This is a genomic window from Streptomyces sp. HUAS TT7 (assembly GCF_051550175.1).
GTDB lineage: Bacteria > Actinomycetota > Actinomycetes > Streptomycetales > Streptomycetaceae > Streptomyces.
In genome coordinates this window covers 2,690,631-2,707,604 of record NZ_CP196175.1, presented here as the reverse complement: position 1 = coordinate 2,707,604, position 16,974 = coordinate 2,690,631, and the positions used below count along the sequence as shown (strand labels likewise).

At 69.8% G+C, this 16,974-nt stretch carries 15 protein-coding genes, 1 pseudogene and 1 riboswitch; of the genes and pseudogenes, 10 read left to right on the top strand and 6 right to left on the bottom strand.

Annotation, left to right across the window (positions count from 1 at the left end; genetic code table 11):
• Positions 1–4: 4 nt before the first annotated feature.
• Positions 5–1,195, bottom strand: a complete 1,191-nt coding sequence (locus ACSHXC_RS11975) for a cytochrome P450 (RefSeq protein WP_438291563.1) — start codon at positions 1,193–1,195, stop codon at positions 5–7.
• A gap of 326 nt (positions 1,196–1,521) precedes the next feature.
• A complete protein-coding gene (locus tag ACSHXC_RS11970) occupies positions 1,522–2,160 on the bottom strand; it encodes a GNAT family N-acetyltransferase (protein ID WP_438291562.1) in 639 nt (212 codons plus the stop codon).
• A gap of 69 nt (positions 2,161–2,229) precedes the next feature.
• Here ACSHXC_RS11970 and ACSHXC_RS11965 point away from each other — a divergent pair, with 69 nt between their 5' ends.
• From ACSHXC_RS11965 to ACSHXC_RS11955, 3 genes and pseudogenes are all read left to right on the top strand, one after another.
• On the top strand, positions 2,230–3,150 hold the full coding sequence (locus ACSHXC_RS11965; RefSeq protein WP_438291560.1) for a MerR family transcriptional regulator: 921 nt from the start codon (positions 2,230–2,232) through the stop codon (positions 3,148–3,150).
• 56 nt (positions 3,151–3,206) lie between these two features.
• Positions 3,207–3,419, top strand: a complete 213-nt coding sequence (locus ACSHXC_RS11960) for an EF-hand domain-containing protein (protein WP_053726211.1) — start codon at positions 3,207–3,209, stop codon at positions 3,417–3,419.
• Between the two features lie 122 nt (positions 3,420–3,541).
• A pseudogene (locus ACSHXC_RS11955) lies at positions 3,542–4,207 on the top strand (NADPH-dependent F420 reductase); the annotation flags it as partial.
• Positions 4,208–4,211: 4 nt separating this feature from the next.
• Here ACSHXC_RS11955 and ACSHXC_RS11950 read toward each other — a convergent pair.
• The 4 genes from ACSHXC_RS11950 to gcvT form a co-directional block, all read right to left on the bottom strand.
• Positions 4,212–5,582, bottom strand: coding sequence for an L-serine ammonia-lyase (locus ACSHXC_RS11950; RefSeq protein ID WP_386006986.1), 1,371 nt, complete (start codon positions 5,580–5,582; stop codon positions 4,212–4,214).
• A gap of 154 nt (positions 5,583–5,736) precedes the next feature.
• Complete coding sequence (gene glyA, locus ACSHXC_RS11945) at positions 5,737–6,996, bottom strand: serine hydroxymethyltransferase (RefSeq protein WP_189963874.1); 1,260 nt, start codon at positions 6,994–6,996, stop codon at positions 5,737–5,739.
• A gap of 39 nt (positions 6,997–7,035) precedes the next feature.
• Positions 7,036–7,410 carry a glycine cleavage system protein GcvH gene (gene gcvH, locus ACSHXC_RS11940; RefSeq protein WP_438291559.1) on the bottom strand — a complete coding sequence of 125 codons (375 nt, stop codon included), beginning with the start codon at positions 7,408–7,410 and terminating at the stop codon, positions 7,036–7,038.
• Between the two features lie 100 nt (positions 7,411–7,510).
• On the bottom strand, positions 7,511–8,635 hold the full coding sequence (gene gcvT, locus ACSHXC_RS11935; RefSeq protein WP_438291558.1) for a glycine cleavage system aminomethyltransferase GcvT: 1,125 nt from the start codon (positions 8,633–8,635) through the stop codon (positions 7,511–7,513).
• Positions 8,636–8,788: 153 nt separating this feature from the next.
• Positions 8,789–8,886: riboswitch (glycine riboswitch) on the bottom strand.
• A 129-nt stretch (positions 8,887–9,015) separates the two neighbouring features.
• Here gcvT and ACSHXC_RS11930 point away from each other — a divergent pair.
• From ACSHXC_RS11930 to ACSHXC_RS11900, 7 genes are all read left to right on the top strand, one after another.
• Positions 9,016–9,660, top strand: a complete 645-nt coding sequence (locus ACSHXC_RS11930; protein ID WP_438291557.1) for an AAA family ATPase — start codon at positions 9,016–9,018, stop codon at positions 9,658–9,660.
• A gap of 119 nt (positions 9,661–9,779) precedes the next feature.
• A complete protein-coding gene (locus ACSHXC_RS11925; RefSeq protein ID WP_438291556.1) occupies positions 9,780–10,553 on the top strand; it encodes an enhanced serine sensitivity protein SseB in 774 nt (257 codons plus the stop codon).
• Between the two features lie 143 nt (positions 10,554–10,696).
• Positions 10,697–11,494, top strand: coding sequence for an enhanced serine sensitivity protein SseB C-terminal domain-containing protein (locus ACSHXC_RS11920; protein WP_438291555.1), 798 nt, complete (start codon positions 10,697–10,699; stop codon positions 11,492–11,494).
• A 400-nt stretch (positions 11,495–11,894) separates the two neighbouring features.
• Positions 11,895–12,899, top strand: a complete 1,005-nt coding sequence (locus ACSHXC_RS11915) for an ABC transporter permease (protein WP_438291554.1) — start codon at positions 11,895–11,897, stop codon at positions 12,897–12,899.
• A gap of 80 nt (positions 12,900–12,979) precedes the next feature.
• Positions 12,980–14,752, top strand: a complete 1,773-nt coding sequence (locus ACSHXC_RS11910) for an ABC transporter substrate-binding protein (protein WP_438296541.1) — start codon at positions 12,980–12,982, stop codon at positions 14,750–14,752.
• Between the two features lie 123 nt (positions 14,753–14,875).
• A complete protein-coding gene (locus ACSHXC_RS11905; protein ID WP_438291553.1) occupies positions 14,876–15,874 on the top strand; it encodes an ABC transporter permease in 999 nt (332 codons plus the stop codon).
• On the top strand, positions 15,871–16,968 hold the full coding sequence (locus ACSHXC_RS11900; protein WP_438291552.1) for an ABC transporter ATP-binding protein: 1,098 nt from the start codon (positions 15,871–15,873) through the stop codon (positions 16,966–16,968). Before ACSHXC_RS11905 ends, ACSHXC_RS11900 begins: the two co-directional genes overlap by 4 nt.
• The last annotated feature ends 6 nt before the right edge of the window (positions 16,969–16,974 follow it).

The window sequence follows — 16,974 nt, the reverse complement described above, 5'->3', positions numbered from 1 at the left end:
CGTGTCACCACAGCACGGGCAGCCGCTCCGGCAGGCGCTTGATGAAGCCCGTACGCCACACCAGCTGTTCGGCCGGCACCGCGAGGCGCAGCCCCGGCATCCGGTCCACCAGGACCGAGAGCGCCGTCTCGGCGTGCAGCCGGCCGATCCCCGTGGCCGGGCAGGAGTGCCGCCCGGCGCCGAAGGAGAGATGCGGGTTGTGCTCCCGGCCGAGGTCGAGGCGCTGGGGGTCGGTGAAGACCTCCGGGTCGAAGTTGGCGCCCTCGACCAGGACGAGCACCAACTCACCCTTTTTGACGAGGACTTCACCCACCTGTACGTCCTCCAGGGCGAGCCGGGGCAGCCCGTCGCCGACCGACAGGTTCCAGCGGAGCAGCTCCTCCACGGCCCGGCCCATGCGCTCGGGATGCTCGCGCAGGTAACCGATCAGCTCGGGGTGCTGGAGCAGGGCCAGGATCGCGAGGGTCAGGAACGCGGAGGTGGAGACCGCGCCCGTGCCGAACAGGGACACCGCGACCGCGGCCAGCATCTCGTCGGTGAGGTGCGCGGACTCCCGGTCCTCGCGCAGCGCCGCGAGCCGGCCGAGCAGGCTCTCGGGATCCAGGCCGGGCGCGTCGAGGCGCTCCACCATGTACCCGAGGTCCTTGTACCAGTTGAGCCCGGCGCCCTCGAAGCCGTGCGCGCTGGTCATGAAGGCGGTGTCCAGGCCGGACATGAGCCGGCGCCAGTCCGCGAACGGCACTCCGATCACCTGGCAGTGCAGCGCCGCCGAGAAAGGGTCGGCGAACCCCGCCCGGAGGTCGGCCGGCGGGCCCTCGATGAGCAGTGCGTCGATGAACTCGACTGCCCGAAGCCGGAGTTGATCGGCGAGCCCGTCGGCGTGCGGGCTGAGGGACTTCATCACGGCGGTGCACAGGCCGCCGCTGTTGATGCGGCCCATGTTGTTGACGACCTCGGGCGGGACCGTCGGCGCGTACTGCCGCGGCACCCCGGCCTTCGCCGTGTCCTTGAGGCTGAACCGCGCGTCCTCCAGCACCTGGTTGGCCAGCGCGTGACTGCTCACCAGCCAGGCGTGGTCGCCGGTGAGCGTGCGCACCCGGGCCACCGGCCGCTTCTCGCGCAGCCAGGCGCACTCCTCGGGCAGCACGTCGCCGCGGCGCGAGAGCGGGAAGTCGAGTACGGGCTCGGGGGTCATGCGGCGATTCCTTCCGGGCGCACCACGGCGCAGGCCTGATCGCGGGAGGCGTGCAGGCCGCCGCCCTTCGTGGAGAGGGCGTGGTGGCAATTTCGTGTGAAGGGCTGCACGGTGAATGCTGCAGTTGTGGTGGTCACAGCTGTAACGCCCCAGCGCCGCTAGTCCCTGGGTGCCCTGTGCTCCCGGTGTGGCGGCGACGGCAAGAAGTTATCCGGCAAGTGCGGAGCGTGATCAAGCGGCGATGTGAAGTTGGCGCGAACTTCTCTTTGTGGGGCGGAAAACCGTCCTTTCGATGGTGCGAACAGTCAGGGTCATGAGCCGCTCACTCAGTGCGCGATGAGCAGCGCCTCCGAGCCGACCGGCCGGAAACCCGCCGCCTGGAAGGTGCGTACGCTGCGCGCGTTGCCCGGCGACTGCTGCGCCCAGAGCACCGGTTCGGGCACCAGGTGCCGTGCGGCCAGGGCGAGTTGGACGCCGAGGCCCAGGCCGCGCGCGGACTCGTCGACCTCGACGGCGGCCTCCCAGCGGCCCGCGACGCCCCGGCCGAGTATCAGGACGCCGCCGTCCGCCGCCCAGACCCGTACGTCGTCCCGGTACTTCAGGGCCCGCTCCACCCTCGGGTGCTCCGGGTCCTCGATCTCGGTCAGCGCCAGCGGCGGCTCGCCCGGCAGGGCGGGGGCGCAGGTCAGCAGGTCGACGCAGTTCATCGAGCGGCCGGTGCGCGCCATCAGGGCGGCCAGGAACCCGGGGTTCATCGACGCGCCGAGCGGGTCGGCCCTCGTCGCGGCCAGCGTGGCCCGGAGCCAGTCCTCGTCCTCGTCCAGGAAGATCACCGAGTGCGCCGTGAACGCCAGCACGCCCGCGTCGCGCGGCCCCGGCTGCGCCACCACCGTCGTACCGCCGTCGGCCGGCGGGAACCGCCCCATCGCCGCGGCCGCCAGAATGTCGCCGAGCGTGCCATCCATGAGATTCCCCGTTCCTTTCCGTCCAGAGGCCTTGAGTCTCCACCCACTGGAAACCGGACACTCGACAACATGATCGACGACGGCCCGGAAACCTTCACCATCGGGCAGCTCGCCCGCCGTACCGGACTGCCCGTGCGCACCATCCGGTACTGGTCCGACATCGGCGCCCTGCCTCCAGTCGGCCGCTCCCACGGCGGCTACCGGCTGTACGACGCCGAGAGCGTGGCCCGCCTGGAGCTGGTGCGCACCCTGCGCGAACTGGGGCTCTCCCTGGACGACGTACGCCGTGTGCTCGCCCGGGAGATCACGGTCGCCGAGGTCGCCGCGGCCCATGTCGCGGCGCTCGACGCCCAGATCCGGGCGCTCCGGGTCAGCCGGGCCGTCCTGTCGACCATCGCCCGACGGCAGTCCGACACGGAGGAGACGACCCTCATGAACAAGCTGGCCAGGCTCTCCGCGCGCGAGCGCAAGCAGATCATCGACGACTTCACCGACGAGGTGTTCGCCGGCCTCGACGACACCAACCCGCACTTCCACGCCCGGGTCCGCGGGGTGGCCGCCGAGCTGCCCGACGACCCCACCCCGCTCCAGGTCGACGCCTGGATCGAGCTGGCCGAACTCGTCGAGGACGAGGCCTTCCGGGCGCTGATGCGGCGGATCGCCGAGACCAACTCCGAGAGCTTCCGGGAGCGCTCGCGCGAACCGCAGGCCTACCTCGCCTTCGCGAAGAGGGTCGCCCTGCTCGCGGGCGGGGCCCAGGAGCGCGGAGTCGCGCCCGAAAGCCCCGAGGCCGACGCCCTTCTCACCGAGCTCCTCGGAGCGGGCGCGGGCCGGGCCGCCCTCCTGGAGCGGATCGGCGTCAGCCCGGACCTGCGCGTCGAGCGCTATTTCCAGCTGCTCGCCGTCATCAACGGGTACGAGCAGCCGCCGAGCGCGGCCGCCGCCTTCCAATGGCTGGCCGCCGCACTGCGCGCCCACGTCGGCAGCTAATCTGACCCGCGTCAGAAACGCATCAAGCAGTAGGCACCAACAAAGGGGTGGACCCAGTGGCGGACATCGAAGAGGCGCGCAAGGCGTTCGCGAAGCTCGACATCGACGGCGACGGACGCGTCACCGCGAGCGAGTACAAGGCGGTCATGGCGCAGCTGGGCGACTTCCACGTCACCGAGACGGTGGCCCAGGCCATCATCAAGGCCAAGGACGCCAACGGCGACGGCAAGCTCTCCTTCGAGGAGTTCTGGGCCTCGCTGAACAAGTGACGCCGATCGGCCCCGGTGGCGTACTCCCGCTCGCGCGGTACGCCGTCGGGGCCGGCCCGGAATAACTCCCCGGGCGCGCAAGTTCCCCGGAGCGTGCCAACACGGCACCATCTCCGGAAGGCCAGCTCATGAAGATCGGCATCATCGGCGCGGGCAACATCGGCGGCAACCTGACCCGCCGCCTCACCGCGCTCGGCCACGAGGTTTCCGTCGCCAACTCCCGCGGCCCGGGGACCCTTTCCGCCCTCGCCGAGGAGACCGGCGCGACCCCGGTCACCGTCGCCGAGGCCGCCAAGGGCGCACAGGTCGTCGTGGTCACCATCCCGCTCAAGCGCGTCCCCGACCTGCCCAAGGGCTTCCTCGATGGCGCGGCCGACGGCCTCGTCGTCATCGACACCGGGAACTACTACCCGAAGGAGCGCGACGGCCGGATCGACGCGATCGAGGACGGCCTGACCGAGAGCCGCTGGACCGAGCAGCACATCGGCCACCCGGTGATCAAGGCCTTCAACGGCACGTACGCACAGGACCTCCTTGAGCGGCCGCGCCCGCAGGGCGACCCCGAGCGGATCGCCCTTCCGGTGGCCGGAGACGACGCGGCCGCCAAGCAGCTGGTCCGCGAACTCGTCGACGAGCTGGGCTTCGACACCGTGGACGCGGGCGGCATCGACGACTCCTGGCGCCAGCAGCCCGCGACCCCGGTCTACGGACTGCGGGGCAACGTCGCGGAGGTCACCGAGGCCCTGGCGGCGGCGCCCAAGGAGCGCCCGGCCGCGCACAGCTTCTAGGCGCTCAGCATTCGATGATGTTGACGGCGAGGCCGCCGCGGGCCGTCTCCTTGTACTTGACGCTCATGTCGGCCCCCGTCTCCTTCATCGTCTTGATGACCTTGTCCAGGGACACCTTGTGGCTGCCGTCGCCGCGCATCGCCATCTTGGCCGCGGTGACGGCCTTCACGGCGGCCATGCCGTTGCGCTCGATGCACGGGATCTGGACGAGGCCGCCGACCGGGTCGCAGGTCAGACCCAGGTTGTGCTCCATGCCGATCTCGGCCGCGTTCTCGACCTGCTCGGGGGTGCCGCCCAGGACCTCGGCGAGCGCGCCCGCCGCCATCGAGCAGGCGGAGCCGACCTCGCCCTGGCAGCCGACCTCGGCGCCGGAGATCGACGCGTTCTCCTTGAACAGCATGCCGATCGCACCGGCGGCCAGCAGGAAGCGGACGATGCCGTCCTCGTCGGCGCCGGGCACGAAGTTCATGTAGTAGTGCAGCACCGCCGGGATGATGCCCGCGGCGCCGTTGGTGGGCGCGGTCACGACCCGGCCGCCCGCCGCGTTCTCCTCGTTGACCGCCATCGCGTACAGCGTCGCCCACTCCATGGCGTGCGCCTCGGGGTTGCCCTCGGCGCGCAGCTGGCGGGCGGTGGTGGCGGCGCGGCGGCGGACCTTGAGGCCGCCGGGCAGGATGCCCTCGCGGGACATGCCGCGCGAGACGCAGGCCTGCATGACCCGCCAGATGTCGAGCAGCCCGGAGCGGATCTCGTCCTCGGTGCGCCAGGCCTTCTCGTTCTCCAGCATCAGCGCGGAGATCGAAAGACCCGTGTCCTGGGCGAGCCGGAGCAGCTCGTCGCCGGTGCGGAAGGGGTGCTTGAGAACGGTGTCGTCCGGCACGATCGGGTTCTCACCGGCCACGGCATCCTCGTCCACCACGAAGCCGCCGCCGACCGAGTAGTACGTCTTCTCCAGGATCAGCGCGCCGTCGATGTCGTACGCGAAGACCGTCATGCCGTTGGCGTGGTACGGCAGCGCCTTGCGGCGGTGCAGGATCAGGTCGTCGTCGTAGGCGAAGTCGATCTCGTGCATGCCGAGCACGTTGAGCCGCCCCGAGTCCTTGATCCGCTCCACCCGGTCGTCGGCGGTCTCGACGTCGACCGTGCGCGGGGAGGCGCCCTCCAGGCCGAGCAGCACCGCCTTCGGCGTGCCGTGGCCGTGTCCGGTGGCGCCGAGCGAGCCGTACAGCTCGGCCCGTATCCGCACGGTGTGGGCGATCAGGCCCTCGTTCTTCAGGCGCGCGGCGAACATCCGGGCCGCCCGCATCGGGCCGACGGTGTGGGAGCTGGACGGGCCGATGCCGATCGAGAACAGGTCGAAGACCGAGATGGCCACGGGGGACTCCTTGGGGGTTGGTAGACGCCGTTGTCTGCCGGGTGGTGCAGAGCAAAGCTGGGACAGCATGGGATGGGGCACCGCGCTCACTACCAGTGTGCGCGGTGCCCCGGAGCTTCGTCCCGAAATGAACCGGGAACTGAAGCGTACGAAACTACTTCAGGCCGGGGTACAGCGGGTGCTTCGCGGCCAGAGCGGACACCCGGGCGGCCAGGGCGTCCTTGTCGAAGTCCGGCTTCAGGGCCTCGGCGATGATGTCGGCGACCTCGCGGAAGTCGTCGTCACCGAAGCCGCGGGTGGCGAGCGCCGGGGTGCCGATCCGCAGACCCGAGGTGACCATCGGCGGCCGCGGGTCGTTCGGGATGGCGTTCCGGTTGACCGTGATGCCGACCTCGTGGAGACGGTCCTCGGCCTGCTGGCCGTCCAGCTCCGAGTTGCGCAGGTCCACCAGGACCAGGTGCACATCGGTGCCGCCGGTGAGCACGTCCACGCCCACGGCCTTGACGTCGTCCTGGACCAGGCGCTCGGCCAGGATCCGGGCACCGTCCAGGGTGCGCTGCTGGCGCTCCTTGAACTCCGGGGACGCCGCGACCTTGAACGAGACCGCCTTGGCCGCGATCACGTGCTCCAGGGGGCCGCCCTGCTGACCGGGGAAGACCGCCGAGTTGATCTTCTTGGCGAGCTCCTGCGTCGACAGGATGACACCGCCGCGCGGACCGCCGAGGGTCTTGTGCGTGGTGGTGGTCACGACGTGGGCGTGCGGCACCGGGTTGGGGTGCAGACCCGCGGCGACCAGGCCCGCGAAGTGGGCCATGTCGACCATCAGATACGCGCCGACCTCGTCCGCGATGCGGCGGAAGGCGGCGAAGTCCAGCTGGCGCGGGTAGGCGGACCAGCCGGCCACGATCAGCTGCGGCTTCGACTCCTTGGCCAGGCGCTCGACCTCGGCCATGTCGACCTCGCCGGTCTCGTCGACGTGGTACGGGACCACGTTGTAGAGCTTGCCGGAGAAGTTGATCTTCATGCCGTGGGTCAGGTGGCCGCCGTGGGCCAGGTTCAGACCCATGATCGTGTCGCCCGGCTTGAGCAGCGCGAACATCGCGGCCGCGTTCGCCTGGGCGCCCGAGTGCGGCTGCACGTTGGCGGCCTCGGCGCCGAAGAGCGCCTTGATGCGGTCGATCGCGATCTGCTCGACCACGTCGACGTGCTCACAGCCGCCGTAGTAGCGGCGGCCCGGGTAGCCCTCGGCGTACTTGTTGGTGAGGACCGAGCCCTGGGCCTCCATGACCGCGACCGGAGCGAAGTTCTCCGACGCGATCATTTCGAGGGTGGACTGCTGACGGTGGAGCTCGGCGTCGACGGCGGCGGCGACGTCCGGGTCCAGCTCATGGAGGGGCTGGTTCAGAAGCGACATCAGACGATCCCTGTATCCCTTATCCCTGTGGTCTCTGGGTCAGCTGGCGAAGTCGGTGTACTCGTCGGCGGAGAGCAGGTCGCCCGGCTCGTCCGTGACCTTCACCTTGAACAGCCAGCCGCCCTCGAACGGAGCGGAGTTCACCAGGGCCGGGTCGTCCACGACGTCCTGGTTCGCGGCGACGACCTCGCCGGTGACGGGGGAGTACAGGTCGCTGACCGACTTGGTGGACTCCAGTTCGCCGCAGGTCTCGCCGGCGGTCACCGTGTCACCCACGTTCGGAAGCTGTACGTACACGACGTCACCGAGCGCGTTGGCCGCGTGCTCCGTGATGCCGACCGTCGAGACGCCGTCCTCGGCGTTCGACAGCCACTCGTGCTCCTTGCTGTAGCGCAGCTGCTGCGGGTTGCTCATGACCTGAATTCTCCTGTATGCGGGGGAGTGCTGGTGACGGGGTCTCGGAGAGTGTCTCGGACAGCGAGACGAGAGGGGTGGTGCCGCAGGGAGGCGGGTGTCACTTCTCGCGCTTGTAGAAGGGCAGCGCGACGACCTCGTACGCCTCGTGCGTCCCGCGGATGTCGATGCCGACGCCGGCGGTGCCGGGCGCGGCGTGCGCGGCGTCCACGTACGCGATGGCGATCGGCTTGCCGAGCGTCGGCGACGGGGCGCCGGAGGTGACCTCGCCGACGACCTCGCCGTCCGCCACGACCGAGAACCCGGCGCGCGGCACCCGGCGGCCCTCGGCGATCAGGCCGACCAGCTTGCGCGGCGGGTTCGCGGCGGCCTTCTCGGCGGCGGCCTCCAGAGCCGTACGGCCCACGAAGTCGCCGTCCTTCTCGAACTTCACGACCCGGCCGAGCCCGGCGTCGAACGGGGTGAGCGCGGTGGTCAGCTCGTGCCCGTACAGCGGCATGCCCGCCTCCAGGCGCAGGGTGTCGCGGCAGGACAGGCCGCACGGCACGAGACCCGCGTCCTGGCCGGCCTCGGTCAGCGCGCGCCACAGCTGCTCGGCGTGTTCCGGGGCGACGAACAGCTCGAAGCCGTCCTCGCCGGTGTAGCCGGTGCGGGCGATCAGAGCGGGGACACCGGCGACGGTGCCGGGCAGGCCCGCGTAGTACTTCAGGCCGTCCAGGTCGGCGTCCGTGACGGACTTGAGGATGCCGGGGGACTCGGGGCCCTGCACGGCGATCAGCGCGTACGCGTCGCGGTCGTCGCGGACCTCGGCGTCGAAGCCGGCCGCGCGCTCGGTGATCGCGTCGAGGACGATCTGCGCGTTGCCCGCGTTGGCGACGACCATGTATTCGGGGGCCTCGGTCTCGCCCAGGCGGTAGACGATCAGGTCGTCGACGATGCCGCCGTCCTCCTGGCAGATCATCGTGTACCGGGCGCGGCCGGGGCCGATGGTGGCGATGTTGCCGACCAGCGCGTAGTTCAGCGCCTTCATGGCCTCGGGGCCGGTGACGGTGATCTCGCCCATGTGGGACAGGTCGAAGAGCCCGGCGCGGGTCCGTACGGCGTTGTGCTCGTCGCGCTCGCTCCCGTACCGCAGCGGCATGTCCCAGCCCGCGAAGTCGGTCATCGTGGCGCCCAGCGAACGATGCAATGCGTCGAGGGCAGTGAGGCGGGGGGCGTTGCTCATGGATGTGGCTCCAAGGTCCCGGGGCATGACGGTCGAGGACATCCTCCCCATCTGTCATCGGAACCTGAGAGGTTCACCGGCACGCGCTGTGCGTCACGGCTTGCACCTTGGGTGGGGACGCCCGGCAGGGGACGGCCCGCTTTTCAGATCTGCCTCGTCCGCGCGGTACGGGGCCTGAGAGATTCAAGGGAGGAACTTGCTCCTTCGGCGCCCCAGCTCACAGCTGCTGAGGACTCTCCCGCGCGGATTCGAACGGCCGGTATGCAGTTGGCGCGCACATCATTGCACGCATCCCGGAAGCGGCATATCGCCGGTGACCTATTACCGTCTCTTTACACTTCGTGGGCAGGGGTCGCGGGACCCGAACAGGGGGGAGTGCCATGACGGTTGGACGGAACACGGGCCAGGTGCGGGAGGCGGCCGCGCCGGTGCGCCACGCGCGGCCCGCGGCGGGCGATGCGGTGCGGGATCTGCGCGGGCGGCCCGAGCACACCCCGACGGAGCTGCTCTTCGACGCGGGCGACGTCGTCGTGGTGTCGGGCCTGCCCGGCAGCGGCAAGACGACGCTGATGCGCCGCACTGTCACGGACCGCCGCATCGATTCCCAGGACACCCGCCTCGCCTGGCAGCGCCGCCTTCCCGGCATCCCGTACGCCCTGTACCGCCCGCTGACCCGGACCGCGCACTTCGCCAGGACCTGGTGGGCGCTGCGCTCCGGCGACAGCCTCGTCGTGCACGACTGCGGTACGCAGGCGTGGGTGCGGCACTGGCTGGGCCGGGGCGCCCGGCGCAGGGGGCGCGCGCTGCGCCTCGTCGTGCTCGACGTGCCGCCCGGCATCGCCCTGGAGGGCCAGGCGATCCGCGGCCGCTGGGTGTCGAAGTACGCCTTCGCCCGGCACCGCGGCGCGGCCCGCCGCCTGATAGCCCAGGTGGAGGCCGGACGCCTGCCGACCGGCTGCGCCGGCGCGGTCCTGCTCGACCGGGAGTCGGCGACCGTGCTGCGCCGGATCGGCTTCTCCGAGTAGCGCCCCCTGACAGCGCGCCCCGGCGCGCGCCGGGCCCTTTCCCGGCACCCTTTCCCCCGGCCGCACCCGCGGCGCTAGGGTCGTGGGGCACGACAGCAGTCGGGGGAGAAGGACGGCACATGAACTTTCCGGAGCAGGCGTTCGCGCACCCGCACGGCGGCGGAGGCTGGCCGGGCAACGAGCTCGAAGAGACACTGGCGGCGGCGCTGGGCCACCCCGACGCGGGCCCCCGCCTCATAGAGGTGCTCGGCCGCAGCGTCGTATGGGTGCCGCTGCCCAACGGCGGCAGCCAGGAAAGCGCCGACCTCGACCTGCCCACCATGCAGCTCGACGGCGCCCCCTACGTCCCCGTCTACAGCTCCGAGCAGCAGTTCCTGCAGTGTGTCGGCTCCCACATGTCGTTCGCGGTGGCGCCCGCCGTCGAGTTCGCCCGCGGGCTCCCGCCGCAGCTCGGCGTCGTGGTCAACCCCGAGGGCGCGGTCGGGATGCCGCTGCCGCCGCCGGCCGTGGCCGAGCTGTGCCGTACCGGGCGTACCGCGCTCGACGGACCGGCGTCCGGCGCCCGGGTACGTCTCTTCGAGCCGGACTGGCAGGACGACCCGGTGGACTTCCTGAGCGCGGCCTCCGAGGAGTTCGAGGCGACCGGCGTGGTGCTCAGCGCCCGCCGTGCGCTCGCCTCCATCGAGGGGGATTCGCCCACGCTCTTCATCGGCGTGGAGTTCTCCACCTGGGACGGGGCGGGCCGCAACGCCCCCATGGAGGCGCTCGGCCGCGCGCTCGGCCGGGTCCCGGTCGGCTGGCCGGTCAACCTGGTCCTGCTCGATGTGACCCAGGATCCGGTCGCCACCTGGATGCGCGAGCGGGTGCGACCGTTCTACTCGCGGGCCCAGTAGCGACCGCCGGGTCGCGGCGGTGTCTGTACGGCGGCTTAACCTGGTTTCATGACCCTTGCATCCCCGCAGCCGCACGCGTGTGCCCGGGGCTGCGGGGCGGCGCAGGCGTCGGCACGGTGGATCGAAGAGGGGCGGGACCCAGGGTGAGCGCGTCAGGCACCGCGGCGGCCGGGCAGGTCGAGCACATGCTGCGCCAGGTGACGCCCGGGCGCTACGACGTGTACGAGGCGCTGCTCCACGCCCTCGCCGACCCCGCATCCGGCCAGGTCTGGATGCTGCTGTGGAACGGCCGGCCGGGCTCTCCGGACGCCCAGTACGGAAACATGGAGGTCGACGGCGTCGCGTACGCGCCCTGTGTCACCTCCGCGCAGGAGCTCGCCGCCAGTGGCTGGAACCGGGCGCACGAAGTGAACGGTGCCCTCGAAGTCGCCCGCGCCCTCTACCCCGACCGGTACGGGATCTGGCTCAATCCGCACGCCCCCGGCGGCGGCGTCGGCATCCCCTGGACGGATCTGCGGCGGATCGCCACGGGCCTGGACCGGATGCCCGCCGGGCCGCTGACGCTCTCGGAGCCGGCCGTCGAGATCCCGCAGTTCTACGCCCTGCTCGCGCAGAACGCGCATCGCACCCCGGCGGTCCGCTCGCTGCGTCGCGCCTGGGTGCAGCCCGCGCTCGGCACCCCGTACCTCGCGATCGGGCTCGACCTCTACAACACGAGCCCGCAGTCGGTCGACGCGGTGCGGGCGATGATGCAGCAGTCCGTCGCCGCCGTGCCGGACGGGCTCGCGGTGTCCACGGTCGCGATGTCCGACGAGTACGACCCGGTCGGCATGTGGCTGAAAGCCAATGCCCGGCCGTTCTACGACCGCGAGGCGCACGCCGCCCCGGCCCCCGGGACCTCTGGGTACGGCTACCCGCCGGCCGCCCCGCGCGCGTACTGAATCGCGTACTGAATCCGGCTTCGCCCGGCACACCAACCGGGACAGACCCCGGCAACTTCCCCCTCGCGAAAGGGGAATGTCCGTTCTGATGGGGCGAGGACCGCAATAGTCCCGGGCGCCGCATGCGCCCCAACTTCCCCATGTCCGCCCCTGGTTCACACGCGTCCGGATAACGGAAACCCCCTCTCCGCATCACGGTTGCGCATACTTTCGTCGCCAGGTCTGGCGGGTGATCGCGAGGCCATTGAAGACTCCCGGCATGCAGGGCCGTTCGGGCCCTTGTGCGAGCAGCTCGACCCGCTGCTTGGTGTCGCCCTCCGCTCGCACTGCTGATGGGAACGCGCCGCTACAGCGGCAAGTGCGGGCCGGTCACCGCCGGTTGAGAGGGGTCCTTGCCACGATGACGGCACCATTGCACGACACACCCGCCGACGCGGACCCGACCGCGGACATCAGTGTCACGCCCAGCGGCGAGACCAGGGCGGTCGAGGGGCGGTCGCTGGGCCGTATCGCCTGGAACCGGCTGAAGAAGGACAAGCTCGCCCTCACCGGTGGCATCGTTGTCGTGTTCCTGGTCCTCGTCGCGATCTTCGCGCCGCTGATCGTCGACGCGTTCGGACATCCGCCGGACGACTTCCACGAGGACCAGATCGACCCGCTGCTCTCCACGCCGATCGGCAGCTGGGGCGGCATCAACTCGCACTTCCTGCTGGGAGTTGAGCCGGTCAACGGCCGCGACGTGTTCAGCCGGATCGTCTACGGCGCGCGGATCTCGCTGCTCGTGGGCTTCCTCGCAGCCGTCTTCGCGGTGCTCGTCGGCACCGTACTCGGCGTGATCGCCGGCTACTTCGGCGGCTGGCTCGACGCGATCATCAGCCGCGTGATGGACATGCTGCTCTCCTTCCCGCAGCTGCTCTTCATCATCGCGCTGATCTCCGTGGTCCCCACCCGGCTCTTCGGGCTCAGCGGCACCGGGGTCCGGCTGCTCGTGATGATCCTGGTCATCGGTTTCTTCGGATGGCCGTACGTCGGGCGCATCGTGCGCGGCCAGACGCTGTCGCTGCGCGAGCGCGAGTACGTCGAGGCGGCGCGCAGCCTGGGCGCGGGCCGCGGCTACATCCTGTTCAAGGAGCTGCTGCCCAACCTGATCGCGCCGATCACCGTCTACATGACGCTGATGATCCCGACGAACATCCTCACCGAAGCGGCGCTCAGCTTCCTGGGAGCGGGCGTCAAGCCGCCCACGGCCTCCTGGGGGCAGATGCTGTCGACGGCGATCGCGACGTACCAGTCCGATCCGATGTTCATGATCATCCCGGGTCTGGCGATCTTCATCACCGTGATGGCGTTCAACCTCTTCGGCGACGGCGTCCGCGACGCCTTCGACCCGAAGGGCACCCGCTGATGCGGGAATTCGAAGACTCCGGCCCGGCGCACCGCACGGGCCGCGACACCCAAGACGCCCACTACGGAGGAAGCGAGATCGTGACAACCCCAGGTTCATCAAGACGAAAGACGGTCGCCGGCGCGGCCATCGTCGTTGCGGCTCTGCTGTCCACCGCGGCCTGCGGCGGGGGCGGCGACAGCACCGGCAAGGGCAAGGGCCCCGGCTTCAACGCCGCCAACAGCAAGCTCGCGAACGCGTCGACGAAGAAGGGCGGGGAGCTCAAGTTCGTCGGCACCCAGGACGCCGACTCGTGGGACCCGCAGCGCGGTTACTACGGCTTCATGTGGGACTACGCGCGCTACTACACGCGCACGCTGATCACCTACAAGCCCGCCCCGGGCAAGGAGAGCGAGACGCTCGTCCCGGACATCGCGACCGGTCTCGCGGACGTCTCGGCGGACAAGAAGACGTACACGTACCACCTGAAGGACGGCGTCAAGTGGGAGGACGGCAAGCCCGTCACCTCCAAGGACGTCAAGTACGGCATCGAGCGCATCTGGGCGCAGGACGTCATCTCCGGTGGCCCCGTCTACCTGAAGGACGTCCTCGACCCCAAGGGCGACTACAAGGGTCCCTACAAGGACACCTCGGCGGACAAGCTGGGCCTGTCCGCGATCGAGACGCCCGACGACAAGACCATCGTCTTCAAGCTGCCGGCGCCCAACGTCGACTTCCAGCAGATGCTGGCCATGCCCACGGGCTCCCCGGTCCGCCAGGACAAGGACACCCAGTCGAAGTACGGCCTGAAGCCCTTCTCGCTCGGCCCGTACAAGTGGCAGTCCTACGAGCCCAACAAGTCGATGGTCCTGGTCCGCAACGAGAACTGGGACCAGAAGACGGACGACGTCCGCAAGGCCCTGCCGGACAAGATCAGCCTCACCCTGCTGACCAGCGCCGACGACATGGACAGCCGCCTCATCAACGGTGACTACGACGTCGACCTCAACGGCACCGGCCTCAGCCCGGCCGGCCGCACCAAGGCGCTCCAGCAGTACAAGGGCAACGTCGACAACCCGAACACCGGCTACATCCGTTACGCGGTCTTCCCGCAGACGGTGGCCCCGTTCGACAACGAGCACTGCCGCAAGGCCGTCATCTACGGCTCCGACCACAAGTCGCTGCAGACCGCCCGCGGCGGCCCGCAGGCCGGCGGTGACATCGCCACCAACATGCTGCCGCCCATCATCAGCGGCTCGGACCCGAAGTACGACCCGTACGGCGTGACGCAGAACGACGGCGCCCCGAACGTCGCCAAGGCCAAGGAAGAGCTCGCGGCCTGCGGCAAGCCGGGCGGCTTCTCGACCACCATCGCGGTCCGCAACAACAAGCCGGCCGAGGTCGCCACCGCCCAGTCGATGCAGGCCGCGCTGGCGAAGGTCAACATCAAGGCCGACATCGACCAGTACGACGGCTCGCAGACGACCGGCATCATCGGCAACCCCGAGGTCGTCAAGAAGAAGAACTACGGAATCATCATCATGGGCTGGGGCCCGGACTTCGCGTCCGGCCAGGGCTACCTGCTCCCGCTGGTCAACTCCAAGCTCATCCTGCCGAACGGCAACAACAACTACTCGATGCTGAAGGACCCGTCGATCGACACGCTCTTCGACCAGGCCATCGCGGCCAACACCCCCGAAGAGGCTGCCGGGCTCTACAAGCAGATCAACCAGAAGGTCTCCGAGCACGCTGTCTACCTGCCGTTCGTCTTCGAGAAGAACGTCAAGTGGCGCAGCTCCCGGCTCACGAACGTCTACACGACGACCAACAACAACGGTTTCTACGACTACGCCTCGCTCGGCGTCGAGAAGTGACCGTCGTCCAATCGCTCCGCCGGCGCACCCGCCGCTAGGCACGAAGGGCAGGTGAAGGCCGTCGTGTGACGGGTCGGGGGTACCGCAATCCGGTGCCCCCGGCCCGCCGCCGGGCCGAGAGCAGTGCTCGCATATCTCATCAGGCGGCTTTTCGCCGCCATCGTGATGCTGCTGATCGTCATGCTGGTGACGTTCGGCATCTTCTTCCTGATCCCCAAGTGGACGGGCGTCGACCCGGCCACGATGTACGTCGGCAAGCAGTCCGACGCCGCCGCGCTCGAAGCGGTCCGCGAGAAGCTGGGTCTCGGCGACCCGATCTTCGTGCAGCTCTTCGACTTCGTGAAGGGCATCCTGGCCGGCCGCGACTACACCGGCGGCGGCTCGACGATCCACTGCGACGCCCCGTGCTTCGGCTACTCGTTCCGCAACGAGCAGGCCATCTGGCCGGTGCTCAAGGAGCGCTTCCCGGTCACGCTGTCGCTGGTCATCGGCGCGGCCATCCTGTGGGTCGTCTTCGGCGTGCTCACCGGCGTGGTGTCCGCCCTCAAGCGCGGCTCGCTGTGGGACCGGTTCTCCATGACCGTGGCCCTGGCCGGCGTCTCGCTGCCGATCTACTTCACCGGTCTGCTCTCGCTGGCAATCTTCACCTACGGCCTGCACTGGATCGACGGTCAGTACGTACCCTTCAGCGAATCACCGGGCGGGTGGTTCAGCGGTCTGATCCTGCCCTGGATCACGCTGGCCTTCCTCCAGGCGGCGATGTACGCCCGCCTCACCAGAGCGACCATGCTCGAAGTGATGGGCGAGGACTACGTCAGAACCGCCCGGGCCAAGGGCCTGAGCGAATCCGCCGTCATCGGCAAGCACGCCATGCGGTCCACCATGGCGCCGATCCTGACCGTGCTCGGCATGGACATCGGCGCCCTCATCGGCGGCGCGATCCTCACCGAGACCACGTACAGCATCCCGGGCCTGGGCCAGGCGGTGCTCCGCGCGATCGGCGAGCGCGACCTTCCGGTGATCCTCGGCGTCACGCTGATCACCTCGGCGGCGGTGATCTTCGCGAACCTTGTCGTGGACCTCCTGTACGCCGTGATCGACCCCCGAGTGAGGCTCGCATGACCGACCTGAACAAGACCGGCGCTGCGGTCGGCGAGCCGGTCGCGGCGGAGCGGCCCTCGGACGCCTTCCTCGACGTACGCGATCTGAAGGTCCACTTCCCGACCGACGACGGCCTGGTCAAGTCCGTCGACGGGCTCAGCTTCTCCCTTGAGAAGGGCAAGACCCTCGGCATCGTCGGCGAGTCCGGCTCCGGGAAGTCCGTCACCTCGATGGGCATCATGGGTCTGCACACGGCCGGCCAGTACGGCAAGCGCAAGGCGCAGATCTCCGGCGAAATCTGGCTCAACGGCAAGGAGTTGCTCTCCGCCGACCCCGATGACGTACGCAAGCTGCGCGGCCGCGACATGGCGATGATCTTCCAGGACCCGCTGTCCGCGCTGCACCCGTACTTCACCATCGGCAAGCAGATCGTCGAGGCGTACCGGGTCCACCACGACGTCGACAAGAAGACGGCGCGCACCCGGGCGATCGAGATGCTCGACCGGGTCGGCATCCCGCAGCCCGACAAGCGCGTCGACTCCTACCCGCACGAGTTCTCGGGCGGCATGCGCCAGCGCGCGATGATCGCGATGTCGCTTGTGAACAACCCCGACCTGCTGATCGCGGACGAGCCGACGACCGCCCTGGACGTCACCGTCCAGGCGCAGATCCTCGACCTGATCCGGGATCTGCAGAAGGAGTTCGGCTCCGCGGTCATCATCATCACCCACGACCTGGGCGTGGTCGCCGAGCTCGCCGACGACATCCTCGTGATGTACGGCGGCCGGTGCGTGGAGCGCGGGCCCGCAGAGAAGGTCTTCTACGAGCCCCGTCACCCCTACACCTGGGGCCTGCTCGGCTCGATGCCGCGCATCGACCGGGAGGAGACCGAGCGTCTCATCCCGGTGAAGGGCTCCCCGCCGTCCCTGATCAACATCCCGTCGGGCTGCGCCTTCAACCCGCGCTGCCCGTACGCCGATGTGCCCAAGGACAACATCACCCGGACCGTACGCCCCGAGCTGGCCGACGGCGGAAGCGGTCACTGGACCGCCTGCCACATGACGCCGGACGAGCGGGAGCGCATCTGGACCGAAGAGATTGCGCCCAAGCTGTGAGCGAGG